The sequence below is a fragment of the Sedimentibacter sp. genome (genome assembly GCF_033447055.1).
Taxonomy (GTDB): Bacteria; Bacillota; Clostridia; order Tissierellales; family Sedimentibacteraceae; genus Sedimentibacter.
Map to the genome: position 1 here is coordinate 24,662 of NZ_JAWQJF010000107.1, position 18,399 is coordinate 43,060.

General features: G+C 32.4%; 12 protein-coding genes. All 12 read right to left on the bottom strand.

Going from position 1 to position 18,399, the window contains the following annotated elements; all coding sequences use genetic code 11:
* Position 1 precedes the first annotated feature (1 nt).
* Complete coding sequence (locus SA378_RS07125) at positions 2-4,024, bottom strand: TIGR02680 family protein (protein ID WP_318525291.1); 4,023 nt, start codon at positions 4,022-4,024, stop codon at positions 2-4.
* Positions 3,987-5,186, bottom strand: a complete 1,200-nt coding sequence (locus SA378_RS07130; RefSeq protein ID WP_318525292.1) for a TIGR02678 family protein — start codon at positions 5,184-5,186, stop codon at positions 3,987-3,989. The genes SA378_RS07125 and SA378_RS07130 overlap by 38 nt, the downstream gene beginning before the upstream one ends.
* Before the next feature lie 19 nt (positions 5,187-5,205).
* Positions 5,206-6,687, bottom strand: a complete 1,482-nt coding sequence (locus SA378_RS07135) for a TIGR02677 family protein (RefSeq protein ID WP_318525293.1) — start codon at positions 6,685-6,687, stop codon at positions 5,206-5,208.
* 64 nt (positions 6,688-6,751) lie between these two features.
* Positions 6,752-7,468: a hypothetical protein gene (locus SA378_RS07140; protein ID WP_318525294.1), complete on the bottom strand. Its 717-nt coding sequence runs from the start codon at positions 7,466-7,468 to the stop codon at positions 6,752-6,754.
* Complete coding sequence (locus SA378_RS07145; protein WP_318525295.1) at positions 7,468-10,119, bottom strand: DEAD/DEAH box helicase; 2,652 nt, start codon at positions 10,117-10,119, stop codon at positions 7,468-7,470. Before SA378_RS07145 ends, SA378_RS07140 begins: the two co-directional genes overlap by 1 nt.
* Before the next feature lie 49 nt (positions 10,120-10,168).
* Positions 10,169-10,678, bottom strand: coding sequence for a GNAT family protein (locus SA378_RS07150; RefSeq protein ID WP_318525296.1), 510 nt, complete (start codon positions 10,676-10,678; stop codon positions 10,169-10,171).
* 20 nt (positions 10,679-10,698) lie between these two features.
* On the bottom strand, positions 10,699-12,132 hold the full coding sequence (gene purB / locus SA378_RS07155; protein WP_318525297.1) for an adenylosuccinate lyase: 1,434 nt from the start codon (positions 12,130-12,132) through the stop codon (positions 10,699-10,701).
* 117 nt (positions 12,133-12,249) lie between these two features.
* A complete protein-coding gene (gene rny / locus SA378_RS07160) occupies positions 12,250-13,791 on the bottom strand; it encodes a ribonuclease Y (RefSeq protein WP_412178680.1) in 1,542 nt (513 codons plus the stop codon).
* Between the two features lie 316 nt (positions 13,792-14,107).
* Positions 14,108-15,145 (bottom strand): recombinase RecA, encoded by a 1,038-nt coding sequence (gene recA, locus SA378_RS07165; RefSeq protein WP_318525299.1) that lies wholly within the window; start codon positions 15,143-15,145, stop codon positions 14,108-14,110.
* Between the two features lie 112 nt (positions 15,146-15,257).
* Positions 15,258-15,809, bottom strand: a complete 552-nt coding sequence (gene pgsA, locus SA378_RS07170; protein WP_318525300.1) for a CDP-diacylglycerol--glycerol-3-phosphate 3-phosphatidyltransferase — start codon at positions 15,807-15,809, stop codon at positions 15,258-15,260.
* Positions 15,806-17,134 carry a 30S ribosomal protein S12 methylthiotransferase RimO gene (rimO, locus tag SA378_RS07175; protein WP_318525301.1) on the bottom strand — a complete coding sequence of 443 codons (1,329 nt, stop codon included), beginning with the start codon at positions 17,132-17,134 and terminating at the stop codon, positions 15,806-15,808. Before rimO ends, pgsA begins: the two co-directional genes overlap by 4 nt.
* On the bottom strand, positions 17,134-18,399 hold a 1,266-nt coding region (locus SA378_RS07180), incomplete at its 5' end, for a DNA translocase FtsK (RefSeq protein ID WP_318525302.1). The genes rimO and SA378_RS07180, both read right to left, overlap by 1 nt.

An 18,399-nucleotide genomic window follows, 5' to 3' on the forward strand; every position in this document is an offset into this window, starting at 1 on the left:
ACTATCTCACCATTTCTCTGTACTTACCATTCCATTTGTATCTAATAACCGTTACAAACTTTGAATTGTTTGGTCTTATAATTTCTGCAATAGCTAATTCAGGCACAGTATCATAATCACCCCACAGCACCTGGGAATTTACTATGAAGCTTAAATCTAATTCTACCAACAGTCTGAACATATCCCTTATATTCTTAGAATCCACACCAGCAAATGCTTCATCCAGCGATATAATTCTCGGGCTATCCTTCCTCGCTGCTCCATATCTGGCATATACAGCTGAAAATAAAGGAACATACATAGCCATTGCTTTTTCCCCGCCGCTGAAGGTGAAAAACGCATTATTGGTAAGCTCTTTTTTCTTTTCATTGGTTTTAGTATAATATAGTTGAAATTCAAACCATCCTCTATAATCCAATATCTCTTTTATTGTAGCATGGAAGCTTTTTGTTTCACCCTTATCAAGCATAGCTGCCCTTGCTCTTTCTATTTTGGACTTAAAATGACGTATAAATTTTTCTATATCTTCTTGCTTCATAAGCTGTGAATCTCTTTCCAAAAATTTGACCAAATCTTCTGAGCTCAGTTCTTCTTCTGTCTCCGCCTTTTTACCTACCCACTTCAGACTGAATGTCAATCCCATTGAAGTATCAAGTGATTCCATGAGATTGTTCATATCATTAACCCATTTTCTGCTATGAAATATTTTGGCTCTGATTTTTTTGCTCAAATTATTTGCCAATATATCCTCAAACATTTCTCTATCTTTATCCTTAATTATCTGGCTTTGAATTTCAATATTTTCTGAAATCTGATTCTGCAGCTCATAGAAATTTAAATTTTTACCTAAATGCTTAGCTCCTATTAAACTTCTGTCATTGTATGATTCTAAACTTAATTTATATTCAGCAAGGATACCCCTTTCTGCAAAATACACCTCTCTTAAATTAATTTCCATTTCCTTGCTTGACTTCTTATAATTTTTTACTTCATCTAAAAGTGTCATAAGCTTTTTAGCTGTATTTATAATGTTATCACTGTCACGATATTCAAATACAAATCCCTGTGCATACTCACCTTTAAAGGTTTCCGAAGCAAGCTGCAATTTTTCAGATTCTTCTTGTTTCTTTAGATACAGCAAATTTAAATCAACTGTAATATGTTTGATACTGGTTTCATAAGCGCTTATTTCTCTTGACAACTCAATTATTAATTTAGGAAGCTCTTCTAATTTTTCAATACATTCTTTTATTTCTTTTTGTATATTAATAATTTCAGATGATTGAAGCTGCTCATTGATGCTGTTAATACCAGACTCTGTTTCTACTGCCAATTTTTTAATACTGCTTATTTCTCCGATTATATCCGATATATCAACTTCTATATCCTCTTTGTCATCCATTTTGCCGGCTAAATTAATTTTATAATTAAGATATAGGATGTGCTCATGTTTCAAATCCTTCAAACAGCCACTATAATCATTGGAGCTTTTAATTGCCTCTGTAAAAGTATCATAATTTTTAGGCTCAATGAACACTTTTTCACAGGCATAGTAGCACTTTTCCTTGATTTTTAATAATTCTATTTTAACCTTCTCATATTCTTCAGTAATAACTTCTAATTCGTTGATTGTTGCTGCTAAAATGTTTTTCGAATCAAAGAGTATATTTTTAGCTGTATTCAATTCATTTTCGGATGGAAAATTATTACCCTCCTCAAGCATAGAATCATGCCTCTTCATTAATATATCCAGTTCCGCTGATATTTTTGCCTTATCATTCACTAATGCATCAAGCTGCAGAGTTAACTCTTTTAACTTTTCCTCTCTGAACTTCTTTCTTGCTGTAATTCCTATGTATTTAGTCTTATATTTGCCTGTGACCCTTCCTCTTAAAATACCTATCCCGTAAATTCCATCCTTAGTGATAAAATTACTGTTATCAACTTCATCAATAAGTATGCTTTTTAATACGTCATCTAAGCTGAGACTAATGTCATCATAATTTTTCTCAATATGCATTACGCGAGACAATTCATAGTTTAAATAATTAGGTTCAGAAAATATATATTTATCACATATATCACCATCCATTTCAAGGACAGTTTTTCTATACTCTTTTGGTATAACAAGTGCATCCAGCAAACCCATTTCAAATAATGATTCTTCAATAACTGATCTGGTTTTTTCATCAGCGTCTTCATTAAATTCTATAGCTTTATATAATGGTACAAATGGTATATTTAATTCCTTTAGCTTATTTCTGTTATCAACGACTTCTCGCCTTCTGTCCGGCTCTGGATCTGTTTTATCTTTCCAGTTTTCAATTTCATCATTTTTTTCATTTATTTCAACTTGCTTTCTATCTATTTCATTTTTCTTAAATTCAACCTGCAGCTTAATTTCATTAACCTGCTCATTTAGGCAATCTATAAATATTTTACGTATATTATCAAAATAATCGTTGGTAGTATAATTGTAAATAGCTTCTATAATCTTATGTAATTTAATTTTTTCAATCTTTAAAAAATGATTATTTTCATTATATTTATTGATGTTTTCAATATATTCTTCCTTGATTTCAAAAAACATTTCCTCCGATTGCTTTACCTTTAACTCCGCAGCATCCTTTGCCTTTGCCTTTATGCCCATTTGCTTTTCTTTTTCATCATAAAGCTTTGTTATATCAGCCTTTTCTTTTAGTAATTCTGCTGAAGCTTCAATTAAGGATTTATATATATCAAAACTTTTTTGTAAAAACGAAAAATCATATTGAGCGTTAAAGTTTTTGGATAATTCTTCTCTCATGAAGGCATGCTCACCAAAGCCTATAAATTCAGATAAATCGTTCATTTCATCGAGTATTACCAGTATGCTTTTTTCTTTTCCCTGACAGTTATCTGCAATTGATTTAATACTGTTATTTATTTCTATTTCTTTTACCTTTTTCTGCTCTAACTGTTCTTGTTTTTTTAATAATTTTTCAGTATCCTCTTTTAATTGCTTTTCAAGCTGTGATAACTTTTCCAGTAATTTAAATTCGTCTCTGTCCTGTAAATTCTCTTTTTTAGTTTTAAATAAACTTTCTTCTACTTTTGCATTTTCTAATTTTTCATTGAACGCTTTAATATTTTCTTGTTTTTGTATTATATCTTTTTCTTTTTTTACAACATCCTTTTCTAAATCATTATATATATTGTTTGTATTTAGCAAATCTTTAATTTTTTCATACAATATTATCTGGTTATATCTATCATATACATTTTTTATTTTATTGCATGATTTTTTTGCTTCTTCAAGACTTTCAAGCCTGTTTTTAGTTATATCCATACTTTCAATAGCTTCTGACATGGGTCTTAAATCTTCATCTGTTAAAGTCTGCAGGGAATTAGTCATAATTTCATATAATACTGTAGGTTTGAAATCTTTAGACAATTTTGGACTTCTAAGCTGTATCAACAATTTAATAAGCTCGCTGTAATCATCTATATCACTGTATCCGAACAGCAGGTCATTTACCTTGCTCATATAGTCCTGCATCTTATCCGTGACATAGCCGCCCGTACCTAATCGATTCTCCAACTCCTTCTTTGTTAAAGGTATATCTCCTGTTGTTATCTTTGTCAGGTTGAAATCAATGCCGATTCGTCTTCCGTCTATTATGCAGAACCCCCACGACGATACAGGAGTATTTTTCTTGGCTCGTATACCTAGTCCAATTGTAATGTATGTATCTGAATCATCCTTTTTAAACTCCATAAAAATGTATCCTGTACGCTCATCATCATCGGAATTTTCATCTAACAAATAATTATCGATTTTTCTGGCTCTTGAACCAAATGGATCTAGTCGCTCCGGCCTTTTATCACCATCTAATATCAGCGGTATAAGGCTCTGCATGGTTACAGATTTGCCCGAACCGTTGCTGCCTCTCAAAAGCAGTCTGCCATCTTCAAATTCATAGATTTCATTATCATAATACCAAAAGTTAATAAAGCCCGCTCTGTTCATTTTCCATCTTGTCATTACCGTCACCTCCCGCTTTGTAATCTTTAGGATATTTACCGACAAATTTTCCCGCTAAAGGTAAAATTATAATTCTGTCATTAATTTTATCAACAGCTATCATCTGAAAGTCCTTCATTTCAAATATAATCTCTTCTATTAACCTTTTTATATGCATTTCACGAAAATTTTTACTCCATCCGTCAGAATACAAATTAACACATTTCTTGATAATATTTTCGAATTTTTCTAACGGTATATCAATTTTGCCATCAATTGGTGAACTATCCGCATTTGAATTACTGCTGACGAAAAATTCATCATATTCCTGCCTGATTAAATAGCATATTTGTAAAACAATATCTGATATATTTCTATTATTGGGAAACACATTTTTATAACTTCCGCTGTGCAAAAGAACCATTGCGCTGTTTTTATGTATATGCAGCTCTGCGCCGATATATTTTGACATATCATTTTCCAGCATACCTCTGTAATTCTTTATATATATTAAATCATTCTCATAACCATCATACTTATACACCACAGGAGACATTACAAGACTTCTGTAAACTCTGTTTTTACGTACTACACCTTTATCTTCATCGAACTTATTGTATTCGTTGTTTTCAAAATCCTTATAAGATTCAAAACCGGATATGTCATCCCAAAACCTATTTACCAAATATTTAGAAATACCTACATTTTCGTAAAGTACTTCCGCTTCCGGACTATCTGCGAAATATATCTCACTGCCGTCGTTTGCCCGTATAATATTAATGTCTGCACAATATTTTAAAACTTTAATGAATTTTTTTCTTAAATCATATTTCGTCCAATCAACGGGGTTTTCTTTGTCTGTCCAATTAGCCTGAATATAATCTACCAACTGAGACAATACAAACTGTTCACCTTTTTCCTTATCTTCAAGAAACATTAAAATTATACAAAGCAATGCGTATTGAATGCTACTGTCGAAGCCTTCAATACCCATCCATGACTCAGCTTTCCCAGGTATTTTTTCCAATTTAATGAAATCAGAAGTAATGATTAGCTGGTAACCCATCTTGTCTTTTAAGAAATCCTTAAAGTCTTTTAATTTGTCTTTAACACTATAATACAGCTCTTTATCCTGCTGTCTTATTATCCATTTGTTTTCAAGTAGGTAAATTAATTCTCTCATTTTCTTCCTTTTCCTGTGCTTATGTATTCTGCTTTACGCGTAGCACAAACGCCGGCATTAAAAAGTCTCCGTCTTCACATGATATAAGACATTTCTTTTCTTCATCCGGATTTAATACTCTGATAATATTTCCATTTTCATTTTTTGCGGTATAATTATTTGAAGTCATAGAATTGCTGAGCCATCTTAATAAGGTTGTACGAACGTACTGATTTATGAAGCCCAAATTTTCAAAATCGATTTTTCCATCATTTATATATTTATTAATAAGCTCCTCTTCTGCTTTTCTTTCTTCTAATATTTTATTTAGCATCTCCTGCTTTTCTACAGACTTATCCTTTATTGCATTTCGCTCTGCCCTTTCTCTATAGGTTCTTGTTCTGGGCTTAGTAATTACTTCAAAAGGTTCCTCGTCGAAAACGTCAGAATTTACGCTTTCTGTTTTTCGTTCAAATTCCCCCTGTATATGTCTCATATTTTCAATGCCGAACACATATGCAGACAGACGATGTGTATCGTCAATGCTTGGGCTTTTCAGAAATAGCTCACACAGTTTTTTATAATCTTCCTTTCTGTTAATGCTATTTGTCATAGACTCAGATAGCTGTGCCGCATATCTGGTCAGTTTTCTGATTATTTCATTGGTAATATCAAATAATTTTTCAGCTTCGCTCGTTCTGTTTATATCGCCTGTAAACCATCTCTTAATATTTTTCCATTTTGGCATTATGTTTTCTGATATCTCATCATAGGTTACAGTTTCAGCTCTTGGTATATTCAAGCTGTACCTTGTAATTTTATCATACATTTTCAGTTCATCATCAGGCGATATATTTTTTAATATGTCTTCTATTTCATATATGTTAAACTGTAAAGTTTTTATAAAATCTCTCAAATAATCAATCAGCTTTTCTTTAAAGACCAAAAACACACCGGTTTTCATCATTTCTTCAGGCTTTAAGCTGTATATCTGTTTTATATAATCCTGATAATGTATATTCAATCTTTCAAAATTAGATATTAAATCACTCCACCACTCAAAAAAGAGTTTGTCATCTTTATTCAAATTATCTTTCATCAACGCTAAGTAATTTTTAATTCTTTCTAACAGTGAAGGCTCCAAGGATGCGCCTTCAACCTTCAAATTTTCTAATTTTACTGTAAGTCTTTCTATTTCAATGGTATATTGAGTAATTTCATATCTGTATTTTTTATTTTTGAATTCAGTAATAGTCTGCACCTTAGCGGTATCCTGAATCGCTATAAGATTGCCCCAGCTTGTTAAAGCTTCTAAATCCAGTGAACACTGCTCAATAGTATAATCAGAAAACACAGAATGCTTTATTAGCTCATCATATACATCTTCTTTATACAGAATATAATTAATCTGTTCAAACTGTTCATAAAAATATCTGATAATAACCCTGTATCTCCAAGAGTTTTCAACAGCAAGATATTTTGTCTCTGTAATTTGTTTCATCAATTTATCTGTAATTTTCATAATAATCCTTCGTTAATTAATTAAAAATACATTTTCCATAACATATGCTAGTCGTCAAAATACACTACAAACCAAATATATCTGATATATCCTTTTCTGAAATTTCTCGTTTGCTTTTTTTGCCAGCGTTTTTAAGCATACTTTCGAGTTTTTGTTCCACTGATTTCCTAACAAGCTCTTGACTATCAATATCTCTAAGCTCGAAAAAAAACATTGGATTGGAATCTAATCTGGCACCTATTCCATACAAGACTGCTGCTACATGCTTGCACATACTTGCCCAATCAGGGCAACTACAATCAAAATGAATTTCCTTGGGTGATGGAAATATGCCATACTTTTTCTCTTTAAATAAGACATCTAATTCTTTTGGAAATTTACCTTCGATTAATTGTTCCAGTGAATCTATACTATTATTGCATAATGTGGTAACATGTTGCCATTTTTCACTGCTTAAAGCATCAATTAAAATCTCAACATCATAGGGCTTTGACCTACTACCCTGTACCTTAGCTATTACTTTTCCTTTAGTTATCTTTAAATCCAAGACCATGTTGTTGCGAACATAGCTTTTACCCCTTGCAATTCTATTTTCATAATCTGCATAGCTCTCAAGGTTTAAGTTCCAAGCCTTTCCCCACCAGCTTTTTGCCAAGGTCCGACCTTCTATAATTATAGGTTCAATATTCGGATTTTTCTTTTTTAATTTTGCAATGGAACTATTCGCCTTTTCCTTTTTTTCTGCTGCTGAAACATATTTTGGAAATCCACCATAGCTCATTAAACATCACCGCCTAAAGCAAATATCTTCATTAGTTCCTCATTATTGTACTCTGTTATCCACTGCTCTCCTGCTGACGTTAAGATATCTTTTGATAATTTCTGTTTTTGTTCAATCATAGTATCAATCTTTTCTTCAATTGTCCCTGTTGTTACAAATTTATGCACCATTACATTCTTAGTCTGACCTATACGAAAAGCACGATCTGTTGCTTGATTTTCAACGGCTGGATTCCACCATCTGTCAAAATGAATCACATGATTGGCTGCAGTCAAATTAAGACCGACTCCACCAGCTTTTAAAGATAATACCATATAAGGTATATAATGTTCACTATTAAATTCTTTCACCATTTCATTTCGTTTTTTTACAGGTGTACCTCCGTGAAGTACAAAACCTTCTTTGGGAAATATGTCACTTAAAAAATCTGATATTGGCTCAGTCATCTCCTTAAATTGAGTGAAAACAATAACTTTTTCTCTTTTTTCATATATTGTTTCACATATTTCCCTCAATTTTTCGAATTTACCGCTTTGTTCCGCTTTATATTCTTCTCTGCCTAAGTATTGGTCCGGATGATTACAAATTTGCTTAAATTTCATTATACTTGATAAAACAAGTCCCTTTCGTTCAATTCCTTCCGCTACCTTCAATTTTTCTTCAATCTGTTCAATAAGCTGCTTATAAAGGGCAATCTGCTTCTTAGTCAAGTTAGTGTATTCATTCATTTCCATCTTATCTGGCAAATCTGATATAATACTTTTATCAGTTTTTAGTCTTCTCAGTATAAAAGGTTGAATCATCTTTCGTAACTTGGAATATCCAACGGTGTTATCTTTGAGCTCTTTTGTAAAATCAGTAAATTCTTTAGCTGTTCCTAGCAACCCCTGATTAAGAAAATCAAATAACGACCAAAGGTCACTTAAGCGGTTTTCAATTGGTGTTCCTGTCATTGCAATTCGCATCTTGGCCGGTATTGCTTTAATTGCTTTTGTTTGTTTAGTTCCTGGATTCTTTATGGCTTGTGCTTCATCTAAAATTAAAAAATCCCAATGTTTGTTTTTTAATTCTTCTAACCGTACTGCCATGCCATAAGTAGTTATGTATAAAAATTCTCCATCTCTATACTGGATAATTTCTGAGCTTTTTAAATCGCTTTTATGTAGTATCTGATATGGCATTTCAGGAGCAAACTTTTCAATTTCTTTCTGCCAGTTTCCAATCAAAGAAGCTGGAAGGATAAGTAAAGCCCGTCCTCCATTATTGACTCTGTGATATTCTAAAAAAGCAATCATCTGAACCGTCTTACCTAATCCCATATCATCAGCCAAACATGTGCCGAACCCAAATTGAGACATTTGATTAAGCCAGTTATACCCTTTTTCTTGATATTCTCGTAATTTTGCATGAAATGAAGGTACAATAATTACTTTTTCAATATTATTAGAATAAAGCATGGTTTCTTTTAACTTTCTTAACCAATTACCATTAGATACTGATACTTCAAACTCACTGGTTGGTATATTCAGTAAATCATTCATATTTAATTCTAATCGCATTGCATCAGCTAAAGATAAGTCTTCGTCTTCTGCTAAGTCCTTAACTCTTTCAAAAGCCTTAAGCACTGCCTCTAGTTTATTTTTGCTAATTTCAACCCACTTACCTTTATATTGAACTAGCCCTTCTGCCATTTTCAAAAATTCTTTTAATTCACTCTCTGTTATTGCTTCATTACCTACAATAAAGGAAGGCGAAAAATCCAAAATTGCCGATAACCCAACATTAGACGGCTCCTTTTCTCCAACCTTGACTGATAGTCCTATTGAATTACTTTTTTTACGCCACCAGTCTGGTACTCTGCACATTATTCCGGCTTCTTCATAAATAACAATTTCCTTCAGAATTATGTATGCCTCTTCTGCTGTGAGTTTCAAAGGAGAAAACAATTCACCGCTTTCAAGCAATTCTGAAACGAATGAACTCTTTTCAGCAGCTTTTACTACCGTTGAAATCAATGATATTAATTTCTTTTCATCACCTTCAAATTCTGATAGCGCATTTTTCAATGGTGTGTGCACCGCACGCTTACTTTTAACCGTTTTTGTTGAATAAGTAGCCATAAATGCAAATGGATATTTACCATCTTTGTTTTCAACCAAATGAAAAAATACCCTTCCAACTACATTTATATTAGCGTTGTACTCTGCGAAATACCGAACCACTGTACCATCATAATTTTTTATCTCTGATTTAAAAACTGCAAATAATGATTCCCAAATATTCAATAACCAATCATTGTCAATATGTTCCATCCCAATAGCAAATGGTATTTCATCTTTAAGTTCACTAAATTCTTCATCCGTCAATTCAACCTGTACTTTTTCCCTAAAAAATTCAATTTCTGATTGTTGGCTCAATTTTTTTATGAGAATTGCTGCTATGTGGTGAAGATATTCTATTGAAGGTGTAAACCATTTTTCTTTATTTAAAAAGCCAAGATGAAATAAGGCTGCATATTTATCATTATCAAATGCAGTCTTCCATGTCTTTAGTGTATCTGATGATAAATTAATAACCTCATCAATTACAAATCCTTCCGGTAAAAAGCAAACATTTAATTCTTGAATTTCCTTAGTTTTCATTTGCGCCATATATGATACTCCGTAATTAAAATTTAATTATTAAATTCTTCTAACCTTATTACTTCATTAACAGGATCTGATAATATTCACTTTTCAGCATTGAATAAATAATTTGATCTAGATAACCTCTTTCTGATTTATAATTCTGCCTCAACACACCGTCTTTGTGCATTCCAACTCCTTCATATAGCTTAATACCAAATGAATTGTCAGGATATACGTCCAGCCAGAAACGGTTCATATTCAATTCTTCAAATGCAAATTTAAAAAGTGCAGCCATGACTTCCTTGCCATATCCCATTCCTTTTTTTGAAATAACAATTCTTCTTAATTCAAATCGTTCAGATTTGTTATCTAAATTAATCAAAATAAAACCAACATTTTCATGGTTATACTTTTGTTTAATTACAAAAATATAGAAATCATCATTTTCTATTTCTGTTTTATGTTCTTCAAAAGTACCCTTACATACGAAATTTCTGTTTTCCTTTTCATTTTCCATTTCCATTATTGCTTCTATGTCAGATTCTTTTGCATTATCTAAATAAAGCCTTTTTGTGTATATCATCACTGCCCCCTTAATAAACGCTATACGTTTAATTCAACATTTACACCAAGAAGTTCCTTGTTCTCTTCAAGAATCGGTTTTATTGTTTCCGTATAAAATTCTTCAACTTGCTTTGGTGCTCTTCCAATATAATTTATTGGATTGATAGTTTCGTCAATTTCTTCTTTTGACATATTTATTAATTTACTTTTGTACATTCTTTCTATCAAATCATTTTGTTTGCCTAATTTTTTCACCTGCTCTGCAGCCTGCATTGACAATACCCTGATTTCTTCATGAAGATCTTGTCTGTTTCCGCCGCGCTTTACAGCTTCCATAATAATATTTTCAGTTGCCATGAAAGGAAGTTCTTCCAGGATGTGCTTTTCAATTACCTTTTCATTTACAACCATTCCGGAAAATATATTTATTGCTATACTAAGTATTGCATCGGTAGCCAAAAGGCCCTGAGGTATGCTCAAACGCTTAATTGCTGAATCATCCAATGTTCTTTCCAGCCACTGAGTTGAAGCTGTGTTTGCCATATTTGCTTCATTAGAAATAATAAATCTAGCTAAAGATGCAATTCTTTCACTTCTCATTGGATTTCTTTTATAAGCCATTGCAGAAGATCCAATTTGATTTTTTTCAAATGGTTCTTCAATCTCTTTTTGACTTTGCAATATTCTAATGTCATTAGTTGCCTTGTGCAAACTTTGAGCTATACCGCTTAAAGAAGCTAATACATAGAAATCTACCTTTCTCGTGTATGTTTGCCCTGTCAATTTAAATGCTTCCTTAAAGCCCATTTTATCTACAACAAGTTCTTCTAACTTTTTAACTTTTTCTCCATCATTATCAAATAAGCTCATGAAGCTTGCCTGTGTCCCTGTAGTTCCTTTTACCCCTCTTAACTTAACCATTGATATCACATGATTTATTTCTTCATAATCAAGGTGCAAATCTTGTAGCCACAAACTTGCTCTCTTACCTACAGTTGTAAGCTGTGCAGGCTGATAATGAGTGTATCCTAATGTTGGTATATCCTTATATTTCATGCAAAATTCTGACAATACACTTATAAGGTTTACCAACTTCTTTTTAATCAGCATCAACGCTTCTTTCATTAAGATTGCATCTGCATTATCTACCACGTACATGCTTGTAGCACCAAGATGGATTATCGGCATTGCTTTTGGACATACTGTTCCAAAAGTATGTACATGAGCCATGACATCATGTCTGAACTCTTTCTCTTTTTTTGCTGCAAGGTCATAATCAATATTATAAATATTAGCTCTCATTTCATCTATTTGTTCATCATTAATATTCAGACCTAGTTCTTTTTCTCCTTCTGCTAACGCAACCCACAATTTTCTCCATGTAGAAAATCTTTTTTCGTCAGAAAAAATATAGCTCATTTCTTTACTTGCATATCTGGTAATTAATGGATTTTCATATGTATCTCTTGACATTTATTATTACCTACTTTCATTATTATTTTTTAACTCTTTATTGCTTTTTTTAATATTTTATATCTAAATTAAAAAGAAGTAAACAATAAATTAGTTTACTTCCATATATTTCAAATTTTATTTTGCATATTCTGTTGCTCTTGATTCTCTTATTACATTTACTTTTATTTGTCCAGGATATTCCATTTCTTGTTCAATCTTCTTAACTATATCTTTTGCAATAAGAATTATACTTGCGTCACTTGTAACTTCTGGTTTTACAATGATACGTATTTCTCTTCCTGCTTGAATAGCAAATGACTTTTCTACTCCTTCAAAAGAATTACAAATTTCTTCTAATTTTTCTAATCGCTTAATATATGTTTCGAGAGTTTCTCTTCTAGCCCCTGGTCTTGCAGCTGAAATAGCATCGGCTGCCTGAACTAAAACTGCTTCTATAGTCTGAGGCTCTATATCTCCATGATGGGCTGCAATTCCATTTATTACAGCTTTGCTCTCTTTATACTTTCTTGCTAAATCTTCTCCTATTGTAACATGAGGCCCCTCTACTTCATGATCCACTGCTTTTCCTATATCATGCAATAATCCTGCACGTTTAGCTAATTTAACATCCGCACCTAATTCGGCAGCCATTATTCCAGCTAAATACGATACTTCTACAGAATGTTTCAATACATTTTGCCCATAACTTGTTCTGAACTTTAATCTTCCTAATAATCTTACTAGTTCAGGATGAAGCCCGTGGACACCAGTGTCAAGGGTTGCTTGTTCACCTTCATCTTTTATTTGTTGTTCTACTTCCTTTTTAGCTTTTTCAACCATTTCTTCAATTCTTGCAGGATGTATTCTTCCATCTGCAATTAATTTTTCAAGAGCCAATCTGGCAACTTCTCTTCTAATAGGATCAAATCCAGAAATAACTACTGCTTCTGGTGTATCATCTATTATTATATCTATACCGGTAAGTTGTTCAAGAGCTCTGATATTTCTACCTTCTCTTCCTATTATCCTACCCTTCATTTCATCGTTAGGTAAGTCAACTACAGATACAGTTGTTTCCGCTACATGATCTGCAGAACATTTTTGAATTGCATATGTAACAATTTCTCTTGCTTTTCTATCTGCAGTCTCTTTTGCTTCTCTCTCAATTTCTTTAACAGCTATTGAAGCTTCTTGTTCTGCTTCTCTCTTAATGTTATCAATCAGCATATTTTTAGCTTCATCTGTAGATAATCCGGAAATTCTTTCAAGTTCCTCAATTTGTCTTTCATGAATTGCTTCCATTTTATTTTGTTTAGTTTCAATATCTTTTAACTTCTTTTGAAGCGCTTCTTCTTTCTTTTCAACCTGCATACTTTTGGAATCAAGCATTTCTTCTTTTTTAATTAATCTTTTCTCTGACCTTTGTAATTCGTTTCTGCGTTCTTTGTTTTCACGTTCATATTCATTTCTCATCTTATGAGCTTCATCTTTTGCTTCAACAAGAATTTCTTTTTTCTTTGTTTCAGCATCTTTTGTTGCATCGTCAACTATTCTTTTAGCTTCTTCTTCAGCACTACCAATTTTGCTTTCAGATATATTTTTTCGAACTATAATTCCTATAATTATACCTATTATTGCACAGATAATACCTACTATAACTTCAACTTCATTGAACAATTCAGCACCTCCCAATATTAAATTTTCAAGCTGCGAAATATATACATCCTCACATATCTATAAGTGTGATACATAAAAAATGTTTATCTTCTATAGTTTATTTAAATAGTAAAAGTTATTTCTTAATACTTGAATATACTATATTTTATAATTTTTTATGCTTAATGTCAAGAATAATGTTTAAAATTGAATTATTTAAACAATTCATGCTTTTTTATATTTAATATCTAGTTTACAGATTATAATTTCAGTCATCTGAATATAGAATAAAAATAAAAAAGGTACATATGTACCTTTTTGATAATAATTATTTATTTTATTCGTCAAAATCACTAGATTTTTTTTCTGCATCTTCAGAAGTTAATACGATATCTCCTAATTCAAACTTTTCTCTTACTCTCTTTTCAATTTCATCCATCAACTCTGGATTTGCTAATAAAAATTCTTTGGAATTTTCTCTTCCTTGTCCAATTCTGTTAGTCTCATAAGAATACCATGCACCGGACTTATTTACTATGCCTGCTTCAACTCCCATATCAAGTATACAGCCCTCTTTTGATATTCCTTTACCATAAATTATATCAAATTCAGCTTGTTTAAAGGGAGGCGCAACTTTATTCTTAACTACTTTTACTCTTGTCCTGTTTCCGTAAACATCATCACCCTTTTTCAAGGATTCAATTCTTCTTACATCTAAACGCATTGAAGAATAAAACTTTAATGCTCGTCCGCCTGTTGTAACCTCAGGATTACCAAACATTACTCCAACCTTCTCACGCAATTGGTTTATAAAAATAGCCACTGTGTTAGACTTACTGATGGCACCAGCCAATTTTCTCAATGCTTGAGACATAAGTCTCGCCTGCAATCCTACATGAGAATCTCCCATTTCACCATCTATTTCTGCTTTTGGAACTAATGCAGCAACAGAGTCCACAACTATTACATCAACAGCACCGCTTCTCACAAGAGCTTCAGCTATTTCAAGGCCCTGTTCTCCTGTGTCAGGCTGAGATATAATCAAATCTTCTATATTGACTCCCAGTTTTTTTGCATACCCAGGGTCGAGAGCGTGCTCAGCATCTATAAATGCTGCTATGCCTCCCCTTTTTTGTGATTCTGCAACTATATGTAATGCAACTGTTGTCTTACCGGATGACTCAGGTCCAAATATTTCAATAATTCTTCCTTTAGGGACTCCGCCTATTCCTGTTGCTATATCAAGAGGAAGTGCACCTGTAGGGATAGCTTCTATATTCAATTTAGCATTTTCTCCAAGTTTCATTATAGAACCTTTTCCAAATTGCTTTTCTATTTGAGCAATTGCCAGCTCAAGGGCCTTATCTTTTTCCATTTCACGACTCCTTCTAGAACATTTGTTCTTTAAATGTATTATACATATATAACACTATTTTGTCAATATGTATTTACATATTATGAATTCTAGTTTTACTGAGAAAACTATACTATTTTATTACATCCATATTTTCATAAATGTAAGTTGCCCCAGATGTAACAGTCAATAAAACAACAATAGCCACAAGAGGTGTAATCCAAGATGCAACAAATCCTATATATGTGGTATAATCCATCAATATGACAACTATCAATATCATTTGAAATACAGTTTTAATTTTTCCCCATGGGTTAGCAGCAATTGTAACCCCTTTAGAGGCTGCCAATGTTCTGAAACCCGACACTAAAAATTCCCTCGATATAATTAAAACCACAACCCAAGAACTTAAATATCCAATTTCCACAAACGCAATAAATGCAGAAGCTGTTAAAAGCTTGTCTGCAAGAGGATCCATGAACTTGCCAAAATCTGTGATTAGATTATCTCTTCTTGCAATATGTCCATCAATCGCATCGGTTAAAGCTGCTCCTATAAAAATTAGCAGAGGCAAGAACCGAAATATTCCTTTGCTTATGTATAAGAATATTAAAAACACAGGTATTGCCAATACTCTTATTACAGTAAGCTGGTTAGGTAAGTTCAATTTTTTAAACCAACTCATAGAATCACATCTCCTATCAAATCATATTCTAAAGCATCATTTATTTTTACTTTATAAATATTGCCTAAAACTAACTCTTTATCTGATGTCACATAGACGCATCCGTCAATATCTATTGAATCCATATATGTTCGACCTACATAAACATTTTCAACATCTTTTTCTTCAATTAAAACATCATATATATTTCCAATCTTTGCAAGACTGTTCTCGTAAGATATGTTAAGTTGTACTTCCATTAAATCATTATGCCTTTGTTCCATAACTTCTTCACTTATTTGATCCGGCAATTTAAAAGCAGGTGTATTTTCTTCTCGTGAATATTTAAAAATTCCTACCTTATCAAGCTTATACTGCAGTAAAAATTCTTTCAACTCTTCATGTTCTTCATCCGTCTCACCAGGAAAACCAGTTATTAAAGAAGTTCTTATTACAGCACCTTTAACTTCATTTCTGATTTTTTTTATTAAATCTGTAATTTGCTTACTGCTTGTATTTCGGTTCATTCTTTTTAAAATTCTGTCATTAATGTGTTGCATTGGTATGTCAAAATATTTTACCAATTTATCGTTATTTATAAATTCATTTATTAATTCTTCATAAATATCTTCAGGATATAAATAATGAACTCTAATCCACTTTACACCGTCAATTTCAGATATTCTTCGAATTACTTCATGAAGCTTTCTCTCATTATAAATATCAAGACCATATTTGCTTGTATCCTGAGCTATAATTATAATTTCTTTTGCACCTTGTTCTGCAAGTTGTCTTGCTTCTTTAACTATACTTTCAATTTTTCTGCTTTTATATGGCCCTCTAAGCTGCGGTATTACGCAGTAAGTACAGTTATTGTCGCAACCTTCGGAAATTTTTAAATATGCGTACCATTTATCAGTTAAAGTAATTCTCGGAAGATCTTTGTCAATATCTAACTGCATTTTTGTATCCACTATCAAGGACTTTTCAATTTCAAATTGTTCAATATACTCATCAATTTTTTCAAAACCGCTTGTTCCTATAATAATGTCAACTTCAGGAATTTCTTTTGCAATATCTTCTCCGAAACGTTGAGACAAACATCCCGTTACAACTATTTTAACTTTATTGTTTACCTTGTTTTTAATATCCGCTGCATATAGTATTGCATTTACTGACTCCTGCTGGGCATCATTAATAAATGCGCATGTATTTATTATAATGTAATCTGCCTTATCGGCAAAATCTGTAATCTCATACCCTTTTCTCGTCAATATGCCCAACATGTTTTCTGAATCCACAAGATTCTTTGAACATCCCAGTGAATGCATATAAATTTTTTTCATTAATTTCCTCTCATTTCTTCGAATTCTTCTTTTGTAATAAGCACTTTTCTAGGCTTGCTTCCTTCATGGCCCCCAACAATGCCTCTTTCTTCAAGCTGATCAATAATTCTTGCAGCTCTTGAATATCCCACCTTAAATTTTCTTTGAATATAAGATGCAGAAGCTTGACCATCATTTACAACCATTTCAACTGCTTGCTCTAATAATTCATCAACTTCTTCATTTTGAGTTGGTGATTTTTCTATTTCTTCAATTATTTCATTTTGTTTTCCGGTTTTTATTTCTACTTGCTGTTCTCTTATGTTATCCACAACTCTTTTTATTTCATCATCCGAAATAAATGTTCCTTGAATTCGTATAGGTTTTGGTAAACCAATTGGATGATAAAGCATATCACCTTTTCCAAGAAGCTTTTCAGCACCGCCGGAATCTAATATTGTCCTTGAATCTATGTGTGATGAAACTGCAAAAGCAATACGAGATGGTATATTAGCTTTAATAACTCCAGTAATAACATCAACTGATGGTCTTTGTGTTGCAATAACAAGATGCATACCGCAAGCTCTTGCAAGCTGTGCTATTCGAGTTATATATTCTTCAACTTCACTTGAAGCAACAGTCATCAAATCTGCAAGCTCGTCTATTATTATTACTATTTGAGGCATTTTTTCAATATTTTCCTTAACCATCTTTTCATTGTATGAATGAATGTCTCTAACGCTGTTTTGAGCAAATATCTTATAGCGCGTTGTCATTTCTGAAACTGCCCAATTTAAAGCATTAGCTGCTTTTCTTGCATCAGTAACAACAGGTATTAGAAGATGCGGTATTCCATTATAAATGCTGAGCTCAACGACTTTAGGATCTATTAAAATCAGTTTAACCTCATCCGGTTTTGCTTTAAATAAAATGCTCATGATGAGAGAGTTGATACATACGCTTTTTCCCGAACCAGTAGCTCCCGCTATAAGCAGGTGAGGCATTTTATCAATGCTTGCTATAATATTCTTACCTGCAATATCTTTTCCTAAAGCAAAAGGTATATTAGTAATTGCTGCTTTATATTCCTTTGATTCAATAAGGCTTCTTAAAAATACACTTGTTTTGTTTTTGTTTGGAACTTCTATGCCTATTGCTGCTTTTCCGGGTATAGGAGCTTCCATACGAATATCCGAAGTTGCAAGTGCAAGAGCAATATCGTTAGACAGTCCTGTAATTCGGCTTACTTTTATGCCAGGGGCTGGCTGTATTTCATATCTAGTAAT

Coding starts and splice junctions, on each gene's coding strand:
- SA378_RS07145 (WP_318525295.1), bottom strand. CDS start 10,119: ATGGCGCAAATGAAAACTAAGGAAATTCAAGAATTAAATGTTTGCTTT.
- SA378_RS07130 (WP_318525292.1), bottom strand. CDS start 5,186: ATGAGAGAATTAATTTACCTACTTGAAAACAAATGGATAATAAGACAG.
- SA378_RS07125 (WP_318525291.1), bottom strand. CDS start 4,024: ATGACAAGATGGAAAATGAACAGAGCGGGCTTTATTAACTTTTGGTAT.
- pgsA (WP_318525300.1), bottom strand. CDS start 15,809: ATGAGTTGGTTTAAAAAATTGAACTTACCTAACCAGCTTACTGTAATA.
- SA378_RS07150 (WP_318525296.1), bottom strand. CDS start 10,678: ATGATATACACAAAAAGGCTTTATTTAGATAATGCAAAAGAATCTGAC.
- purB (WP_318525297.1), bottom strand. CDS start 12,132: ATGTCAAGAGATACATATGAAAATCCATTAATTACCAGATATGCAAGT.
- rimO (WP_318525301.1), bottom strand. CDS start 17,134: ATGAAAAAAATTTATATGCATTCACTGGGATGTTCAAAGAATCTTGTG.
- SA378_RS07135 (WP_318525293.1), bottom strand. CDS start 6,687: ATGAAAATTACAGATAAATTGATGAAACAAATTACAGAGACAAAATAT.
- recA (WP_318525299.1), bottom strand. CDS start 15,145: ATGGAAAAAGATAAGGCCCTTGAGCTGGCAATTGCTCAAATAGAAAAG.
- SA378_RS07140 (WP_318525294.1), bottom strand. CDS start 7,468: ATGAGCTATGGTGGATTTCCAAAATATGTTTCAGCAGCAGAAAAAAAG.